18 protein-coding genes and 1 pseudogene are annotated in these 17,708 nt (G+C 63.1%); 12 read left to right on the forward strand and 7 right to left on the reverse strand.

Annotated features, from left to right (window positions below; genetic code table 11):
- The first annotated feature begins 8 nt into the window (after positions 1-8).
- The 4 genes from K0P03_RS18100 to K0P03_RS18115 all read left to right on the forward strand — a co-directional run bounded on the left by K0P03_RS18100 (position 9) and on the right by K0P03_RS18115 (position 4,674).
- The gene (locus K0P03_RS18100) at positions 9-1,439 is read left to right on the forward strand and encodes a murein hydrolase activator EnvC family protein (protein WP_272790265.1); all 1,431 of its coding nucleotides are present in this window, start codon (positions 9-11) and stop codon (positions 1,437-1,439) included.
- On the forward strand, positions 1,429-2,751 hold the full coding sequence (locus tag K0P03_RS18105) for a S41 family peptidase (protein ID WP_023514275.1): 1,323 nt from the start codon (positions 1,429-1,431) through the stop codon (positions 2,749-2,751). Before K0P03_RS18100 ends, K0P03_RS18105 begins: the two co-directional genes overlap by 11 nt.
- A gap of 183 nt (positions 2,752-2,934) precedes the next feature.
- Complete coding sequence (locus tag K0P03_RS18110) at positions 2,935-4,137, forward strand: divergent polysaccharide deacetylase family protein (protein ID WP_023517260.1); 1,203 nt, start codon at positions 2,935-2,937, stop codon at positions 4,135-4,137.
- Positions 4,138-4,146: 9 nt separating this feature from the next.
- Entirely contained in the window at positions 4,147-4,674 is a 528-nt protein-coding gene (locus K0P03_RS18115) for an RNA pyrophosphohydrolase (protein ID WP_023517259.1), read from the forward strand.
- Between the two features lie 66 nt (positions 4,675-4,740).
- Here the strand turns inward: K0P03_RS18115 and bfr are convergent, their stop codons facing one another.
- Both bfr and K0P03_RS18125 read right to left on the reverse strand, forming a co-directional pair.
- Positions 4,741-5,226 carry a bacterioferritin gene (gene bfr, locus K0P03_RS18120; RefSeq protein ID WP_024271270.1) on the reverse strand — a complete coding sequence of 162 codons (486 nt, stop codon included), beginning with the start codon at positions 5,224-5,226 and terminating at the stop codon, positions 4,741-4,743.
- Positions 5,192-5,503, reverse strand: a complete 312-nt coding sequence (locus tag K0P03_RS18125) for a (2Fe-2S)-binding protein (RefSeq protein ID WP_024271271.1) — start codon at positions 5,501-5,503, stop codon at positions 5,192-5,194. The genes bfr and K0P03_RS18125 overlap by 35 nt, the downstream gene beginning before the upstream one ends.
- 386 nt (positions 5,504-5,889) lie before the next feature.
- Here K0P03_RS18125 and K0P03_RS18130 point away from each other — a divergent pair, with 386 nt between their 5' ends.
- Positions 5,890-6,324: a metallopeptidase family protein gene (locus tag K0P03_RS18130; protein WP_024271272.1), complete on the forward strand. Its 435-nt coding sequence runs from the start codon at positions 5,890-5,892 to the stop codon at positions 6,322-6,324.
- A 180-nt stretch (positions 6,325-6,504) separates the two neighbouring features.
- Here K0P03_RS18130 and K0P03_RS18135 read toward each other — a convergent pair whose 3' ends face one another.
- Together K0P03_RS18135 and K0P03_RS18140 are read right to left on the reverse strand one after the other, a co-directional pair.
- Complete coding sequence (locus K0P03_RS18135) at positions 6,505-6,711, reverse strand: DUF1737 domain-containing protein (RefSeq protein WP_023517284.1); 207 nt, start codon at positions 6,709-6,711, stop codon at positions 6,505-6,507.
- On the reverse strand, positions 6,708-7,619 hold the full coding sequence (locus K0P03_RS18140) for an HpcH/HpaI aldolase/citrate lyase family protein (RefSeq protein ID WP_272790266.1): 912 nt from the start codon (positions 7,617-7,619) through the stop codon (positions 6,708-6,710). The genes K0P03_RS18135 and K0P03_RS18140 overlap by 4 nt, the downstream gene beginning before the upstream one ends.
- 152 nt (positions 7,620-7,771) lie before the next feature.
- On the opposite strand from K0P03_RS18140, the gene K0P03_RS18145 reads away from it, so the two are divergent.
- The 5 genes from K0P03_RS18145 (at position 7,772) to K0P03_RS18165 (ending at position 11,204) form a co-directional block, all read left to right on the forward strand.
- A complete protein-coding gene (locus K0P03_RS18145; protein ID WP_023517286.1) occupies positions 7,772-8,020 on the forward strand; it encodes a hypothetical protein in 249 nt (82 codons plus the stop codon).
- A 155-nt stretch (positions 8,021-8,175) separates the two neighbouring features.
- The gene (leuD, locus tag K0P03_RS18150; protein ID WP_050745346.1) at positions 8,176-8,781 is read left to right on the forward strand and encodes a 3-isopropylmalate dehydratase small subunit; all 606 of its coding nucleotides are present in this window, start codon (positions 8,176-8,178) and stop codon (positions 8,779-8,781) included.
- A 5-nt stretch (positions 8,782-8,786) separates the two neighbouring features.
- Positions 8,787-9,167 carry a RidA family protein gene (locus tag K0P03_RS18155; RefSeq protein ID WP_023517288.1) on the forward strand — a complete coding sequence of 127 codons (381 nt, stop codon included), beginning with the start codon at positions 8,787-8,789 and terminating at the stop codon, positions 9,165-9,167.
- A 108-nt stretch (positions 9,168-9,275) separates the two neighbouring features.
- Entirely contained in the window at positions 9,276-10,385 is a 1,110-nt protein-coding gene (leuB, locus tag K0P03_RS18160) for a 3-isopropylmalate dehydrogenase (RefSeq protein ID WP_272790267.1), read from the forward strand.
- Positions 10,386-10,505: 120 nt separating this feature from the next.
- On the forward strand, positions 10,506-11,204 hold the full coding sequence (locus K0P03_RS18165; protein ID WP_050745347.1) for a phosphatase PAP2 family protein: 699 nt from the start codon (positions 10,506-10,508) through the stop codon (positions 11,202-11,204).
- 59 nt (positions 11,205-11,263) lie between these two features.
- Here K0P03_RS18165 and K0P03_RS18170 read toward each other — a convergent pair.
- Positions 11,264-13,155: pseudogene (locus K0P03_RS18170) on the reverse strand (MFS transporter).
- Between the two features lie 491 nt (positions 13,156-13,646).
- Here K0P03_RS18170 and K0P03_RS18175 point away from each other — a divergent pair.
- Positions 13,647-14,681: an aspartate-semialdehyde dehydrogenase gene (locus K0P03_RS18175; protein WP_023512369.1), complete on the forward strand. Its 1,035-nt coding sequence runs from the start codon at positions 13,647-13,649 to the stop codon at positions 14,679-14,681.
- A 226-nt stretch (positions 14,682-14,907) separates the two neighbouring features.
- Entirely contained in the window at positions 14,908-15,729 is an 822-nt protein-coding gene (locus K0P03_RS18180; RefSeq protein ID WP_037408762.1) for a lytic murein transglycosylase, read from the forward strand.
- 150 nt (positions 15,730-15,879) lie between these two features.
- Here K0P03_RS18180 and K0P03_RS18185 read toward each other — a convergent pair whose 3' ends face one another.
- The gene (locus K0P03_RS18185) at positions 15,880-16,521 is read right to left on the reverse strand and encodes a carbonic anhydrase (protein WP_023512367.1); all 642 of its coding nucleotides are present in this window, start codon (positions 16,519-16,521) and stop codon (positions 15,880-15,882) included.
- A gap of 95 nt (positions 16,522-16,616) precedes the next feature.
- Complete coding sequence (gene pdxY, locus K0P03_RS18190) at positions 16,617-17,492, reverse strand: pyridoxal kinase PdxY (protein WP_023512366.1); 876 nt, start codon at positions 17,490-17,492, stop codon at positions 16,617-16,619.
- Positions 17,493-17,708: the final 216 nt, after the last annotated feature.

Genomic DNA, 17,708 nt, shown 5'->3' on the forward strand with positions numbered 1-17,708 from the left:
GGGGAGCGATGAGGACAGCCCATAGAGTCAATCCGGGGAAAGGCATCGCCCGCCTGCTGCGGCCGGCCTGGCTTTGTGCTGCCCTGACGCTGGCCCTTTTCCCCCATCCCATCGCCGCCGAACCGAACGAAACCGGCGTCGCGCTGGAAAAGACCGGTTCGCTGCCAAGGGCCGAGCCCGATCCGGCCGCGGCCCTGACCCTGCGCCGCGACAGTACGCGGCGCGAGCTTGAAACGCTCTCCCAGTCGATCACGGTTTCCGAAGAGAAGACGAAAGAGCTCGAAGCCGAGATCGCCAAGCTGGAAAAGACGCGCCAGAGCCTGCGCGAGGAAATCGTCAAGTCAGCCGCCATGCGCAAGAGCATGGAAGAGAAGATCCTTGCCGGCGAAAAACGGCTGGAAGGCATGCGGGAGCGGGAGGCGGGCGTTCGCGCCTCGCTGCACGAGCGCCGCGGCCTCCTGGCGGAGGTTCTCGCCGCGCTCCAGCGCATGGGCCGGAACCCGCCGCCGGCCCTGCTCGTCAACCCGGAAGACGCGCTGTCTTCGGTCAGAAGCGCCATCCTCCTCGGCGCGGTCGTGCCCGGCATCCGCAAGGAAACGGAAGAGCTGGTCGATGACCTGACGGCGCTGATGGACATCAAGAGCGATATCGACCGCGAGCGAACGGAGCTGACCGATGCCATGCAACTGCGCATCGAGGAGGAAAAGCGCTCCGAACTACTCGTCGCCCAGAACGAGGCCCTGACGCAGACCAACAACCGCACGCTCGCCGCCGAACGCCGGCGCGCCGAGGAGCTCGCCGCCCGCGCGACAAGCCTTGAAGGCCTGATCGGCAGCCTGGAGCGCGACATTGGCTCCGTACGCGATGCCGCCGCGCTCGCCCGCGCCAAGGAAGAGGAGCGGCGCAACCTGAGCGAGGCGGAGCGGGAGAAGGCGAGAGCCCTCGCCCGCGACAGCGTGCCCGACAAAAACCGCATTGCTCCGGCATATGAATTCTCCGAACTGCAGGCAAAACTTGACTTTCCCGTGGCCGGCGACGTTCTGCGCCAATTCGGCGAGGCGGACGGCACCGGCCATGATTCGCAGGGCCTGACGCTGGCGGCCAATCCCGGCGCACTCGTCACGGCCCCTTCCGACGGATGGATCGTTTTTGCCGGCACGTTCCGCAGTTATGGGCGCATGATCATCCTGAACGCCGGGGAGGGTTACCATCTGGTCCTCGCGGGCATGGATCGGGTGAGCGTGCGGGAGGGTCAGTTCGTCGTGGCGGGAGAACCACTCGCCGTGATGGGTGAAAAAAGGGTGGCGAGTGTCAACGCTTTGACGCTGGAAACGGACAAGCCGACACTTTACATTGAATTCCGAAAGAACGGAAAACCGGTTGATTCCCGGCCGTGGTGGTCCGTAAAAAATTCTGGAAAGGCACGCAATGATACGTAGGGCTTCTCTTGTTCTCGTCGGTGCACTCATGGGTGCCACGGCGATGAGCGTCATCAACACGGCCACTCTGCCGGCCGAAGCCGCCGGCTCGTCGACCTATCGCGAGCTTTCCATCTTCGGTGATGTCTTCGAGCGCGTGCGTGCGCAGTACGTGACGCCGCCCAAGGAAGACCAGCTCATCGAGAATGCCATCAACGGCATGCTCACCTCGCTCGACCCGCATTCCTCCTACATGAATGCGAAGGACGCCGAGGACATGCGCACCCAGACGCGCGGCGAATTCGGCGGCCTCGGCATCGAGGTCACCATGGAGGACGAGCTCGTCAAGGTCATCACCCCGATCGACGATACGCCGGCCGCCCGCGCGGGCGTCCTTGCCGGCGACTTCATCTCGAAGATCGACGGCGCCGATGTGCGCGGCCTGAAGCTGGAAGAAGCGGTCGAAAAGATGCGCGGCGCGGTCAACACGCCGATCAAGCTGACGCTGATCCGCAAGGGCGCCGAAAAGCCGATCGAGCTGACCATCATGCGCGACATCATCGCCGTGAAGGCCGTCAAGTCGCGCGTCGAGAACGATGTCGGCTACCTCCGTGTCATCTCGTTCACGGAAAAGACCTATGACGACCTGGAAGCCGCGATCATCAAGATCAAGGAAGAGGTTCCGGCCGACAAGCTGAAGGGTTACGTGCTCGATCTCCGCCTCAATCCGGGCGGCCTGCTCGACCAGGCGATCAACGTCTCCGACGCCTTCCTGGAGCGCGGCGAGGTCGTTTCGACCCGCGGCCGCAACGAGGACGAGACCCGCCGCTTCAACGCGACGCCGGGCGATATCACCGACGGCAAGCCGGTCATCGTCATGGTCAACGGCGGCTCGGCCTCGGCCTCGGAAATCGTTGCGGGTGCCCTGCAGGACATGCGCCGCGCCACCGTGCTCGGCACGCGGTCCTTCGGCAAGGGTTCGGTCCAGACCATCATCCCGATGGGCGATGCCGGCGCGCTGCGCCTCACGACCGCGCTCTACTACACGCCGTCGGGCAAATCGATCCAGGGCACCGGCATCACCCCCGACATCACGGTCGAGCAGCCGCTGCCGCCCGAGCTGCAGGGCAAGCTGGAATCTGCCGGCGAATCCAACCTGCGCGGCCATATCCAGGGCCAGAGCGAAACGGAAGCAGGCTCCGGCTCTTCGGCCTATGTCCCGCCGGAAGCCAAGGATGACCTCCAGCTTCAGTATGCGCTGGAACTGCTGCGCGGCCAGAAGACCGACAAGGCCTTCCCGGCCAATCCGGAAAAGGCCGAGCTGAAGAAGTAACCTGCCATCTCCGGGCCCGCGACCACGCGGGCCCGGAATTCCATGCACCAGACGCATGTCGTGATCGCTGACTACCGCACGCTTTTGCGCGACATGCCCTAGAGGCTAGTTTTTACCGCATCTCCGACGCCGGCGCGGCACCGCCCCGGCTGGAAATGCTCCAGCGGCCGGCGCGGACTGACCTTGGGCACAGACATTCACGCACCTCTCGGCCAGGACCGCAAGGCAAGGCCCCGACCGACGGGACCGTCGCGGTTCCCGGCTGGCACGATCCTGTTCACCCTTGCCGCCATCGGCCTCATCGGCTTTTCAGGCTGGACCGCAACCGCCCCGAGCGGCCTCGGCACTACACCTTACGCGCCTCCGGCAGAAGAGACCGCCTCCCAGGCGACCACCGAGGGCAAGGCCGACCAGAAGACGGCGACTGCGACGGACGGCGTGCGCCGCGCGAACGGCCTTTCCGGTGCCCGTGTCGAGGAAACGCTGACCGACGACGGCACTGTCGTGCGCACGTTCACACCCGGCACGCGCACCGGTACAGGCCCGCTTATCATCGAGGCGAACCGCATCGGACAGGATGCCCGCTCGGCCGCCTTCCCGAACGAAGACCTGCTGGAGGAGACTTCCGACGGCAAGATCCCGATCATCGGCCTCGACGGCACCCGCCCGATGGATCAATACGCCCGGCCCTGGTCCGGCGCGCGTGGCACGCGTATCGCCATCGTGGTCGGTGGCCTCGGCCTCAGCCAGACGGGCACGCAACGCGCCATCCGCGAACTGCCGGGAGAAGTGACCCTCGCCTTCGCCGCCAGCGGCAACAGCCTGTCGCGCTGGATGCAGGAAGCGCGCCGTGGCGGCCACGAAATCCTGCTGCAGATGCCGCTCGAGCCCTTCGACTATCCGCAGAACGACCCCGGCCTCTACACGCTGCGCACGGATCTCGGCGAAGCCAAGAACCTTGCCGAGCTGCACCGCGCCATGGCGCAGGTCACAAACTATACCGGTATCGTCAATTTCATGGGCGGCCGCTTCCTCTCCGATGCCGATGCGCTGGAGCCTGTGATCCGGGACATTTCCAGCCGCGGCCTGCTCTTCCTCGACGACGGCAGCTCGGCGCAGTCGCTGTCCGGCACCATTGCCGGCGCCGTGGAGGCCCCGCACGCCTTTGCCGATCTCCAGCTCGACGGCGATCTTTCACGCGAGGCGATCCTGAAGAAGCTGGACGAACTCGAGCGCGTCGCCCGGCGCAACGGCACGGCGATCGGCATGGCCTCGGCCTTCGACGAAAGTGTGGACGCGATCCGCGAATGGTGCGAGGAAGCGAGCGGCCGCGGCATCGAGATCGTCGGCGTCGCGTCGCTCGCAGCGGTTCCCGCCAAACAATAGGAATTTTCGATGGGCAAGGAAAAGGACAAGGTGATCAGGGCCGAGGACCTGCCGTACCGCCCCTGTGTCGGCATCATGGTGCTGAACAGCGAGAACAAGGTCTGGGCAGGCCGGCGGATCCCTGTCGGCAACTCCGAATATGACGGTTCGCCGCAGCTCTGGCAGATGCCGCAGGGCGGCATCGACAAGGGCGAGGACCCGCTGAAGGCCGCCTACCGCGAACTCTACGAGGAAACCGGCATCCGCAACGTCTCGTTGCTCGGCGATGCCGGCCGCTGGATCAACTACGATCTGCCCGCCCACCTGATCGGCGTCGGCCTCAAGGGCAAATACCGCGGCCAGACGCAGCGCTGGTATGCCTTCCGCTTCGAGGGCGCCGAAGACGAGATCGCCATCAACCCGCCGCCGGGCGGCCACGCTGCGGAATTCGACGCCTGGGAATGGAAGTCGATGCGCGACCTGCCGGACCTGATCGTGCCCTTCAAACGCGGGGTCTACGAAGAGGTCGTCGCCGCCTTCGCGCATCTGGCACCCTGATGGGCCCCAAGAAAAAACCCCGGTCGCAAGACCGGGGTTTTCTGTATCGGGCGTAGGGCTTTCGCCTTATTCGGCTTCGTTCGCCGGCGCGGCGTTGAGCTGGCCGTATTTTTCCTCGCCGAGCTTGCCGAGCAGCTCCAGCTGGGTTTCGAGGAAGTCGATGTGACCTTCCTCGTCGATCAGCAGCTCTTCGAACAGCTTCATGGTGACGTAGTCACCGGCGTCATGACAGATGTCGCGCGACTTCTTGTAAGCCTTGCGGGCGTCATATTCGCCGGCAAGATCGGCTTCCAGCACTTCCTTGACGTTCTGGCCGATGCGAAGCGGCGCGACGGTCTGGAGGTTCGGGTGGCCTTCGAGGAAGATGATGCGGGCGACGAGCTTGTCGGCGTGCTGCATCTCTTCGATCGACTCGGCGCGCTCCTTCTTGGCGAGAAGCGTGTAGCCCCAGTCTTCCAGCAGGCGATAGTGAAGCCAGTACTGGTTGACGGCACCGAGTTCGAGATGGAGCGCTTCGTTAAGCTGCTCGATGACTTTTTTGTCGCCTTTCAAGGTCCGCTCTCCTGTTTTCTTCATGGAATTGTTTGAGGCGGGTCATGAAATCAAATATCTCGTCATCCGTCGAGTGGCGGCCGGCGTGATACTGCTCGGTCGTGCGGATGATGATGTCGACGACATTGGGGAAACAGCCGCAGCAGCGGCCGCGCTTCTGCATGGCGTGATAGACCTTTGCAGGCACGATGAGCTGCCAACAGTCCTCGTCGAGGAGACCATTGATCACGTCAACGATTTCCTTTTGGGTGATGAAATTACAGCTGCAAACCAGCATTTCGTCTCGCCTGCCATACGCAAAGTACTGAGTTTCCGGGATTAAGCAAAAGGCGACCCTGACTGTCAAGAATGAACAGGTCAGTCTTGTTGACTCATTAATTTAGAGTCATTCTAATCTTGATTATAAATATCGTCTTTTCATGGACTTACCGCCCGTACTCTGCCGATGGAAAGCCATCCGACTGCGGCAAACTGACCGATCACGTTTTGTTGCAAATCCGCCCTGGCGCCGGATTCCATCACACTCGCCGCCATCCGCTTTCGATGCGAGGGGTCGAATCGGCCGGCAAAGCGGTGCGATCGCACACCGATGCACGCGGGGCATGCAATTTCGTCCCTCGAAAAACCCTGGAAATCGTCTATATGACGGGCAAAGGAGAGCCCATGGCCCGCATTGACCAGACCGAGGATTGGCGCACGCGCCACGCCCCGACCATCAGCACCTTCGAATCCCTGGCGCTGGAAGCCTATGGCCACCTGCCGGAAGAATTCCGCGCACTCACCGGCAACCTGATCATCGAGATCGCCGAGTTCCCGAGCGACGACGTCTTCGAGGACATGGCGCTGGAAACCCCGTTCGACCTGCTGGGCCTCTTCGAGGGCCGCGGCATCACCGAGCGCTTCACCGTCGAAACCGGCGAGATGCCGAACCGCATCACGCTCTACCGCCGCCCGATCCTCGATTACTGGGCAGAGAACGAGGAGACGCTGGGCGACATCATCACCCATGTCCTCATCCACGAGATCGGCCACCATTTCGGCCTGTCTGACGACGATATGGAGCGCATCGAGGCGAGTGCGGAAATCGCCGCGGGCTAACCGCCGCGCGTTGGGCGGCCAACAAGGCGTCCCCTCGCCTCGCTCATGGTCGGGCCTGACGCGACCATCCACACCGGACCCAAAGCCTGGCTCCTCGGCTCAAGGCCGAGGATCACGCCGGTGAATAGGCATTGTTCATCGAAAGATGTGACGGACACACACCGCGATCGCTTTACGCGATTACTGCTCCGAAAGCTTGATATCGGGCGTGTACTCCTTGCCAGGGACGTCCTTCACAACCGCCTGGCCGCACTGCATCAGCTTGGTCTCGGCATTGTAGGCGTAGGTCGGCGAACCGTGCAGGTCCCAGCCCTTGTTCAGCGCCAGCGTCACCTTGTGGCAGAACGAGGCATCATCGGGACCAGTCAGGAAGCGGTAGACTTTCATGCTTTCTTCTTTCTCTCATTGATCAGATCGGCCTTGGCCAGAATACGCCCGGCCTGGTCGGCATGGAGCTTTTCCACCATGCGGCCGGCGAGGGCAACGACGGCCTTGCCGGCATTGTCGGGTGCGGCGAAGGCAGAGACGACGGCCAGCGCCTCGGCCGCTTCTGCCTCGGTAACGCCATAGGCTTCGTTGGCAGCGGCAATCTGCGCCGGATGAATCAACATCTTGCCTTCAAACCCCATTTGCCGACCCTGTCGGCACTCCAGCACGAAATTCTCGTCGTCGGAAAAATCGTTGAAAACGCTGTCGATGACATCGAGCCCGGACGCCCGCGCAGCGACCACCACCTGCAACAGCAACGGTACGAGGAACGGCCGGCCGGCAATATCCGCGATGCCGGTTTCCTTACGAAGGTCGTTGAGACCGACAACGAAACAATCCAGCCGACCACCATGGGTACGGCCCGTCTCCGCGATGGCGGGGAGATTGAGGAGGGACGCCGCCGTCTCGATCATCGCCCACAGGCGCGGCCCTTCGTCGGCACCGGCCTCGGAAAGCCAGTCGGCGACGGTCAGCACATCCTGCGGCTCCGACACTTTCGGGAGCAGCACCGCCTCGGGCATGCAATCGAGCACCACCTCCAGGTCGAGCACGCCGTCGGGCCCGTCGAGCGAATTGATCCGAATAACATGCTCGCAGCCCTTGGACCGATCGAGCGTCTTGAAATGTGAGACAAGGGCGGCACGCGCCTCCGCCTTCTTCTCCGGCAACACGGAATCCTCAAGGTCGAAGATGATGGCGTCGCAATCGAGCGCAGCGGACTTGGCAAGCGCCCGCGCATTGACGGCGGGAACACTGAGCACCGAGCGGCGCAGGCGGAGCGGATGGTGATGCGGTGTCCTGTTCATCCGCCCTTTTTGCCGCGCTTTGCCGCAGCCCGCAAGCGCCATGGCACTGCGCACGCCCTCAGGACATTGTGGCACAGCGAATCCCGCGCGTTCGGCCTTGCAATGGACAAAATCCGCCCCCACATTCTCTCGCAGAGAAAGGGTCAATCAAAATGCAGCGTATCCGCTCCATCGTCTTCACCGTCTTCACCATGCTTGTCGCAGGCGCGACCTTCCTGTTCGCCGCCTCCGTGGGCCTCGCTATCGCCGGCATCGTCGCCGTGCTGATGCTCGGTTCCATGCTCGCCGCCAAGCTCCAGCCGGCTCCGGTCCGCGCCACAGCGCGCAACGATCGCCGGGCGCCGGGCCAGCGCGAACCGCGCATCTGGAACGACGGCCGCGGCACGATCATCGACCTCTAAAAAAGGTTCGCTCCCGAAAGGGACGCTCCGGGCGCTTTGCGCGCCCGGCACTAGCGTTTGATGCCCGGCTTTCCGGAAGATTCTCCTTCAAATCCGCGGAAAATTCATCTAAACGCTTGTGCCAACCGACATCACCGCATTTCGAGGGTTTTCGCATGGACAAGTTCGTCAAGCTGACCGGCGTCGCCGCGCCGCTTCCCGTCGTCAATATCGACACGGACATGATCATTCCGAAAGACTACCTCAAGACGATCAAGCGCACCGGTCTCGGCAAGGGCCTCTTCGCCGAAGCCCGCTACAACGAAGACGGCAGCGTCAACGAAAGCTTCGTGCTGAACAAGCCGGCCTACCAGAACGCCTCGATCCTCGTCGCCGGCGACAATTTCGGCTGCGGCTCCTCGCGCGAACATGCGCCGTGGGCCCTGCTCGACTTCGGCATCCGCTGCGTCATCTCCACGAGCTTCGCCGACATCTTCTACAACAACTGTTTCAAGAACGGCATCCTGCCGATCGTCGTCAGCCAGGATGACCTCGACAAGCTGATGGACGATGCCAGCCGCGGCTCCAACGCCATCCTGACCGTCGACCTGGAAGCGCAGGAAATCACCGGTCCCGACGGCGGCCGCATCGGCTTCGAGATCGACGCCTTCCGCCGCCACTGCCTGCTGAACGGTCTCGACGACATCGGCCTGACGCTGGAAAAGGCGACCTCGATCGACAGTTTCGAGAAGCAGAACGCAAGCTCGCGCCCCTGGGCTTGAAGGCCATGCGCCGACTGATCTCCTCCGGTTCTCCCTTCGAAGTGACGGCGGGCTATTCGCGCGCCGTCGTTCAGGGTGACTGGTGTTTCGTATCCGGCACGACCGGCTACGACTATACAACCATGACCATGCCGGAAGGCGTCGAAGCACAGACGCGCACCTGCCTTGCAACCATCGGCGAGGTTCTGCAGGAGGCCGGCTTCTCCTTCGCCGAAGTCGTTCGCTGCCACTATTACGTGACTGACGCTGCCTTCGCCGACCGCATCTTCCCCATCCTCGGTGAAACGTTCAGAACGATCCGTCCCGCGGCCACGATGGTGGTCTGCGACCTCATCCGGCCGGAAATGCTGATCGAGATCGAGGTCACGGCCCTGCGCGCAAGCTAGCCGAAAGGCGAAGCGCTCCGCGCAAAATTCTTTCTTTTCGGCGATTTTCCTTGAACGGAAGTTGCGCTAAGAAGCGCGCGACCATTCCGTGACATCAAGGACAATCCCATGACAGCGCGTACCCTCCTCCTTCTGCCCGGCGACGGCATCGGCCCGGAAGCCATGGCGGAAGTCCGCAAGATCATCGCTTACATGAACGCCGAACGGGGCGCTGGCTTTGAGACCGACGAAGGCCTCGTCGGCGGCTCGGCCTATGACGCCCACGGCGCGGCGATCTCGGAAGGCGACATGGAGAAGGCACTGACGGCCGACGCCGTGCTGTTCGGCGCCGTCGGTGGCCCGAAGTGGGACGACGTGCCCTACGAGGTCCGCCCGGAAGCCGGCCTCCTGCGCCTGCGCAAGGATCTGAAGCTCTTCGCGAACCTCCGCCCGGCCATCTGCTACCCCGCGCTGGCAAACGCCTCCTCGCTGAAGCCGGAACTCGTCGAAGGCCTCGACATCCTGATCGTGCGTGAGCTGACGGGCGGCGTCTATTTCGGCGAGCCGAAGGAGATCATCGACCTCGGCAACGGCCAGAAGCGCGGCATCGACACGCAGGTCTACGACACCTACGAGATCGAGCGCATCGCCGGCGTCGCCTTCGAACTGGCGCGCACCCGCCAGAACCGCGTCTGCTCCATGGAAAAGCGCAACGTCATGAAGTCGGGCGTGCTGTGGAACCAGGTGGTGACGGAAACGCACAAGCGCAGCTATTCCGACGTCCAGCTCGAACACATGCTGGCCGACGCCGGTGGCATGCAGCTCGTCCGCGCGCCGAAGCAATTCGACGTGATCGTGACGGACAACCTGTTCGGCGACATGCTCTCGGACGTTGCCGCCATGCTGACCGGCTCGCTCGGCATGCTGCCGTCCGCATCGCTCGGCGCGCCGGATGCCAAGGGCCAGCGCAAGGCGCTCTATGAGCCCGTGCACGGCTCGGCGCCCGATATCGCCGGCAAGGGCATCGCCAACCCGATCGCCATGATCGCCTCCTTCGCCATGTGCCTGCGCTATTCGTTCAACATGGTCGCGGATGCCGACAACCTCGAAAAGGCGATCGCCGAGGTGCTCGACAGCGGCATCCGCACCGGCGACATCATGGCCGAAGGCTGCCGCAAGGTCGGCACCGCGGAAATGGGCGACGCCATCCTCGCCGCCTTCAGGAAGCTCTCGGCCTGAGCCTGAAATTTTCGTGAAAAGGCCCCCGGCGCGCCTGCACCGGGGGCCTTTTTCGTTCGCCTCCCTTGAAATACCGGCTCTCGCCAACACATGGAGGCAACGCTGTTTTTAGGGATACCCATGAACCGATCGTTCGCGACCTCCTCGCTCTGGATCCTCGCCGCCACCGCCATCCTCGTCGTGGCCCTCGTTCCTCTCGATCCGATGCTGTCGCAGCGCGCCCAGGGCCTTCCCGGCGCCATCGTGACCTTCAACGAACGCATCACCGATTTCGGCACCTTCTCCTGGATGATCTATGGTTCGGGCCTGATCGTGATCCTCGCCTATATCGCTCGCCGGGTGAGCCGGAACGAAACCTTTGCCGGCCGGGCACGAACGGCGCGACGGCTGTCGCTCTACTTCTTCCTGACGATCGGCGCGACGAGCGCGCTCGTGCATCTCTTCAAGCTGATCATCGGCCGGGCGCGCCCCGAACTCTTCACCGATCTCGGCGCTTACAGTCTGACGCCCTTCGCCTACGACAATCTCTATGCCAGTTTCCCGTCAGGCCATTCGGCAGCGGCTGGCGCGTTCTTCGGGGCTTTCTCGATGCTGGCGCCCCGGCTGCGCCCACTCTTCCTCATCGGCGCACTGGCGATCGGCGCCTCTCGCGTCATCGTCGGCGCGCATTATCCGAGCGACGTCGCCGCCGGCCTCCTGCTCGGCCTTTGGACCGCCATCGCCGCTGCCTTCTTCTTCGCCAGCAGGGAATGGCTCTTCCGTTTCGACGACCGCGGCTGGCCGCTGCCGAAATCCATGTTCCCCACCAGGATCCCATAAAAAACCCGGCCCGTGGAAACCACGAGCCGGGCGCGCCATGAACTATCGGAAGGGGGAGATCAATCCATGGCGTGGATGTCGCGGTCCTTCGTTTCCGGCAGGAAGAGAAGGCCGATGACAAGGGTGATGCCTGCGAAGACGATCGGGTACCAGAGGCCATAGTAGATATCGCCCTGGGCCGCGCTCATCGCGAAGGCCGTCGCCGGAAGCAGGCCGCCGAACCAGCCGTTGCCGATATGATAGGGCAGCGACATGCCGGTGTAGCGGATGCGGGTCGGGAAGAGCTCGACCAGCAGGGCGGCGATCGGACCGTAAACCATCGTGACGTAGATCACGAGGACGGTCAGCACGGCAATGATCGTGATCCAGTTCACGTTTGCCGGATCGGCGACCATGGTGAAGGCGCCGCCACCAGCGATCGTGTAGACGGCCATATCCGTGACGCCGGCAGCTTCATCAGCCGTCAGCAGCTTGCCCGAGACGAGATCCGCCGCCGGCAGGGTGGCCTTCTCGCCGGCGCGGATGGCGGCGGCATCGAGGGCGAGTTCCGGGTTGGCCGCAACGAAGGCGTCGAGCTTCGATTCCGGAACCTTGGCCGCGCCGCGGACCAGCGGATAGCCGGCATCGTGAAGCGCCATGTTGGTCTGCTTCTGGAAGGCGGCGTCGAGGGCCTTGGCCTGGTCGCCCGCAGCCGTCGCGTCATAGCCGGTGATCGTCTGTTCGCCGATCTTGACCGTTGCCGCCGTACCGGCAGCCGCCGTCGTGACGACGTCATAGGGCACCGAATTGCGGGTCAGGAACGACGTCGCGAGATATCACACGAGGTGGTGAACTTCGCCGTGCCCGTCGGGTTGAACTGGAACTTGCAGTCGCCGGGAGCAGCCGTGACGGTCGCACGGACCGTTTCCTGTGCCGTGGCGAGCGCCGGGTTACCGGCCCAGGTCAGCGCCTTGAACAGCGGGAAGTAGGTCAGCATGGCGAGCAGCAGGCCGGCCATGATGATCGGCTTGCGGCCGATCTTGTCCGACAGCCAGCCAAAGAGAACGAAGAAGCCGGTGCCGAGCAGCAGCGAGGCGGCAACCATCAGGTTGGCCGACTGGCCATCGACCTTCAGAACACCCGTCAGGAAGAACAGTGCGTAGAACTGGCCGGAATACCAGACGACGGCCTGACCGACGACAGCGCCGAACAGTGCGAGAAGGGCGATCTTGGCATTGCGCCACTGGCCGAAGGCTTCCGTCAGCGGGGCCTTGGAGCCCTTGCCCTCTTCCTTCATTTTCGCAAAGGCGGGCGATTCGTTCATCTTCAGACGGATCCAGACGGATACGCCGAGCAGGACGACGGAGAGCAGGAACGGAATGCGCCAGCCCCATTCGGCAAAGGCTTCCTTGCCGACGATGAACTGCACCGAGAGGATGACCACCAGCGACAGGAACAGGCCGAGCGTCGCCGTGGTCTGGATCCAGGAGGTAAAGTAACCACGCTTGCCGTCCGGCGCGTGCTCGGCGACATAGGTCGCAGCGCCACCGTATTCACCGCCGAGCGCCAGGCCCTGCAGCATGCGCAGGAGGATCAGGATGATCGGGGCGGCGATACCGATGGTGGCCGCGCCAGGCAGGAGGCCGACCACGAAGGTCGAGACGCCCATGATGAGGATGGTGACGAGGAAGGTGTATTTGCGGCCGACAAGATCACCGAGCCGGCCGAAGACCAGAGCACCGAACGGACGCACGAGGAAGCCGGCAGCAAAGGCAAGCAGCGCGAAGATGTTGCGCGTCGTCTCGGGATACTGGCTGAAGAAGGTGGCGCCGATATAGATCGCCAGAGAGCCGTAAAGATAAAAATCGTACCATTCAAAAACGGTGCCGAGCGACGAGGCGAAAATCACCTTCTTCTGCTCGCCCGTCATGGGCGCCGACTTGGCGTTGCCCACGGTCGAAACATTTGCCATTTCATTGTCCTCCACAAAAACGGCGTAGCGGGGCAGCCCTCTGAGGTCCGGAATTTCTCCCTAAAAACGCCGGACGGGGTGCGCCTGATGGAAGGATGGCAGAAAACGCCTTGTGACATCAGCGCTGCTTTGGGCTTATGACTTTGGGTGTACGACTTAAGTCGAGCACGGGGCTCGCCCTTGAAAGGCCTGATCCATCACGCAAGGCTTGACTCTTCGGCAGATGAGCGTATGCAGCACCCTACGCAAGGGAACCGACATGAACCGCCTTGGATTTTCCATCGCCCGCATGATCGCTCCGGCCTTCACCGCCGGACGGGTTCGTCATTGCGTATCGATTTCCAAAACAATGGCCAAAACGACGACGAAAACCGTCTGACGTCTCTGGCCACCGCTCTCTCCCCGGTATGGCCGGGGACCGAAACCCGCGTCATGGCCGACGGGTTTCACCTCCTGAACCCGCGGAGAGACAGAGAAAGAGAGCTTTAGACATGGGTTTCAAGATCGCAGTCGCCGGCGCGACCGGCAATGTCGGCCGTGAAATGCTGAACATCCTTTCCGAGCGCGGTTTCCCGGCTGACGAAGTCGTGGCGCTCGCCTCCTCGCGTTCGCAGGGCACCGAGGTCTCCTTCGGCGACAAGACGCTGAAGGTGCAGAACCTCGAAAACTACGATTTCTCCGACACGGACATTTGCCTGATGTCGGCCGGCGGCACGGTTTCGCAGAAGTGGTCGCCGAAGATCGGCGCGCAGGGCTGCGTCGTCATCGACAACTCCTCGGCCTGGCGCTACGATGCCGACGTTCCGCTGATCGTTCCGGAAGTGAACCCGGATGCCATCGCGCAGTTCACCCGCAAGAACATCATCGCGAACCCCAATTGCTCGACCGCCCAGCTCGTCGTCGCACTGAAGCCCCTGCACGACCGCGCCACCATCAAGCGCGTCGTCGTCTCGACCTACCAGTCGGTCTCCGGCGCCGGCAAGGACGGCATGGACGAGCTCTTCAACCAGACCCGCGCCGTCTTCGTCGCCGATCCGATCGAATCGAAGAAGTTCACGAAGCGCATCGCCTTCAACGTCATTCCGCACATCGATAGCTTCATGGAAGACGGCTACACGAAGGAAGAGTGGAAGGTTCTCGCAGAAACCAAGAAGATGCTCGACCCGAAGATCAAGGTCACCTGCACGGCCGTGCGCGTTCCCGTCTTCATCGGCCATTCCGAATCCGTGAACATCGAATTCGAGAAGGAAATCACGGCGGACGAGGCTCGCGATATCCTGCGCGAAGCGCCGGGTTGCCAGGTTATCGACAAGCACGAGAACGGCGGCTACATCACGCCTTACGAATCGGCCGGCGAAGACGCCACCTACATCTCGCGCATTCGCGAGGACGCCACGGTGGAGAACGGCCTCAACATGTGGGTCGTTTCGGACAACCTGCGCAAGGGTGCCGCCCTCAACGCCATCCAGATCGCGGAGCTGCTCGTCAACCGCGGCCTGATCAAGGCGAAGAAGCAGGCCGCCTGACGGCACAAAAAGCGGAGCGTTCGCCACCTTTTCGAGAAAATTGGCAACGCTCCCTTAATCAATTTTAAATAAAAGTCCCGGTTGTTCCGTCAGAGGACAATCGGGACTTCGCTTTGAAGCGGGTCCCGGCGGCATCGCCGGAACGGTTCACGGCAAGGTGCGGTGACAGAAACAGGGGAGCATGACATGCTTCCCCAGCGGAATTGACGAGATCACGGGGTTTTTCATGGGCATGACAAAGAGCGTGGCCAAGGTGCTGGCCGCAATGATCGCCACGGCAGCAGTGCCGGCGGCGGCCAACGCCGCCAGCTGCGGCAACGATGGGGGCGGTTTTCCGGCCTGGGTAGAGGCATTCAAGGACGAGGCGGCAGGCCGCGGCATCAGCCGTTCAACGCTCGACAAGGCATTCGCCAATGTCAGCTATGCCCGCGCCACGATCCGCGCCGACCGCGGCCAGAAGAGCTTCAAGCTCTCGCTCGAACAGTTCATGCAGAAGCGGGGCGGCCAGGCGATCATTCGCCGCGGCAAGAGCCTGAAGAAGCAGAACGCGGCCCTCTTCGACCGCATCGAGGCCCGCTACGGCGTGCCGGCCGGCCCGCTGCTCGCCATCTGGGGCATGGAAACCGGTTTCGGCGGCTTCCTGGGCAAGGAACACACGATCTCAGCCGTCGCGACGCTCGCCTATGACTGCCGCCGTTCGGACTATTTCACCACTCAGCTCTACGCCACGCTCCAGCTCGTGCAGAAGGGCGTCCTGTCGACCTCGGCCCGCGGCGCGGCGCATGGCGAAATCGGCCAGACGCAGTTCCTGCCGGCCAACGTCCTGAAGTACGGCGTCGACGGCGACGGCAACGGCCGCATCGACCTCGTCGGTTCGAAGGCCGACGCGCTGGCCTCCACGGCCAACTTCCTGCGCGGCCACGGCTGGAGCGCCGGCGGCGGCTACCAGCCGGGCCAAGGCAATTTCGGCGCATTGCAGGGTTGGAACGCAGCCAGCGTCTACCAGCGCGCAATTGCCATTATCGGCGCGGAAATCGACGGCGAGTGAGCCGGTCGTAGACTCCGGTTTTGAAGAAACCCGGTGCGAGCCTTCGCACCGGGTTTTTTGTTGGAGCAATTCCAGCAAAAGCGCGAAGCGGGATTGCCTGGAAACAAAAAGATAGAGCGTTTTCGCGCTTTGGAGAAAAGCGGAATCGCTTTATGCGCCGGGGCGCTGGAAATCACCGGTCTTGCCGTCCATGATCCACAACTCACCCGTCGAGATATCGAACCAGGCACCGTGAAGCTGGATACGGCCGCGCTCCTCAAGGATGCGGACACAGGGAAAGGTGCGCAGGTTGGCGAGCGAATTGCGGATCGAGACCCGCTCCAGCGCACGCTGGCGCTCGGCCTGCGTGAGGATTTCAGCGCCCTGGATCTGCTCGGCGACAGGCTTCAGCATGCCCATCCACTTGCCGATGAAATCACCAGGTGACAGCGGCTCGGCATCGGGGTCGAGCGCCGCGGAAATACCGCCGCAGCGGCCATGGCCCATCACCACGATATCGCTGACCTTCAGCGACTGGACAGCAAATTCGAGCGCCGCCGACGTCGCATGGAAATTGCCGTCAGGCTCATAGGGCGGCACGAGGTTCGCGACATTGCGCACGACGAAGAGTTCACCCGGGCCGCTGTCGAAGATCGTCTCCGGTGCGGCACGGGAATCGCAACAGGCGATCACGAGTGTCTTCGGTTTCTGGCCCGTCTCGGCCAATGCCCTGTAGCGCGCCGACTGCTCGGCGTAGCGGCCGGACATGAAGTTGCGGTAGCCATTCAGAAGACGATCGGGAAAGCGGTTCATGGTGTCGGAATACCCCCGTGTAACAATCTACCGGATGAGGCCCCATCCGACCCTGCATAAACCACTCCGAAAGGCACCGCGCAAGGCCGGATCGTTCAGGATCGCCGCGACTGGGCCGGATGCACGAGGCGGCGCATGTGCACCATTGCCATGGGAGTGGAAATGCTGGAGGCGTCCTGTTCCAGCGTCAACTCGTCGGCACCGCGTTTTGTGGTGCGCGCCACGATCTCGAAGACGCTGGCAGTCGCCATCATCAGAGCGCGCTCCTCCGGCAGGCCCTCCATAATCCGGGAGAGGAAGATGGCGGCCAGCAGGTCACCGGTGCCGTTCGGCGGGTTGGGCACGAGCCGGTGCTCCGCCAGCAGCGCGTGACGCCCGGAAAGATAGAGATTGCCGGTGCTCCCCGCCATCAGCGGCAGCGAGGAGGTGACGAGCATACGGGCGGGCCCAAGCGACAGCGCCGCCTCCATGATCGCCCCGTTCGTTTCGAGCGGCGCGCCGGCAAGCCAGGCGAGTTCAAACCGGTTGGGCGTGGCGATCGAGGCAAGCGGGATCAGTGCATCGCGGATCGCCACCGCCGTTTCCTCCGGCACGTAGAGGCCGCGATCGTCGCCGCACACCGGGTCGCACATGTAGAGAAGGTCGGGATTTTCCGCCCGCAGGGCCGCAACCAGCCGCGCCACCGAATGGGCCTGCGCCGCGCTGCCGAGATAGCCCGACAGCACTGCCTTCACCTCGCCCCGCCAGGGTGCGCGGATGAGATCGGAGATCATCGCATCGAAATCGTCGGCCGAAATCGCCACACGCGTCGAACGCCCGCGACCGGGATGCCAGGGCAGAATGACGGTCGGCAGCGCCCAGACCGGATGGCCAAGCGTCTCGAGCGCGAAGACGGCGGCGCGGTTGCCCACCGTGCCGCGCACCACATGGCTCGAAATCACGATGACAGCGCCCTTGTCGCTCTCGTTCATATCAGGCTCTCCTGGTTCCGGCCGAGTGATGACAAGGGGGTCATTTCCTGTCAACGCCCACCCCGTTTTCGGCCTTTGGCGGAAAAGATGAAAAAAGCAGATCCGGCCGGTTTTTGGCTGCTTTTCGACGAAAAAACACGAGATTCGTGACAAAACGACAGTGAAACTGACCTATCTAGGACAAAATCGATTGAATTTTCTCGCAAATGCACAAAT

Origin of the sequence: Shinella sp. HY16 (assembly GCF_028534175.1) — a bacterium.
Classification (GTDB): domain Bacteria; phylum Pseudomonadota; class Alphaproteobacteria; order Rhizobiales; family Rhizobiaceae; genus Shinella.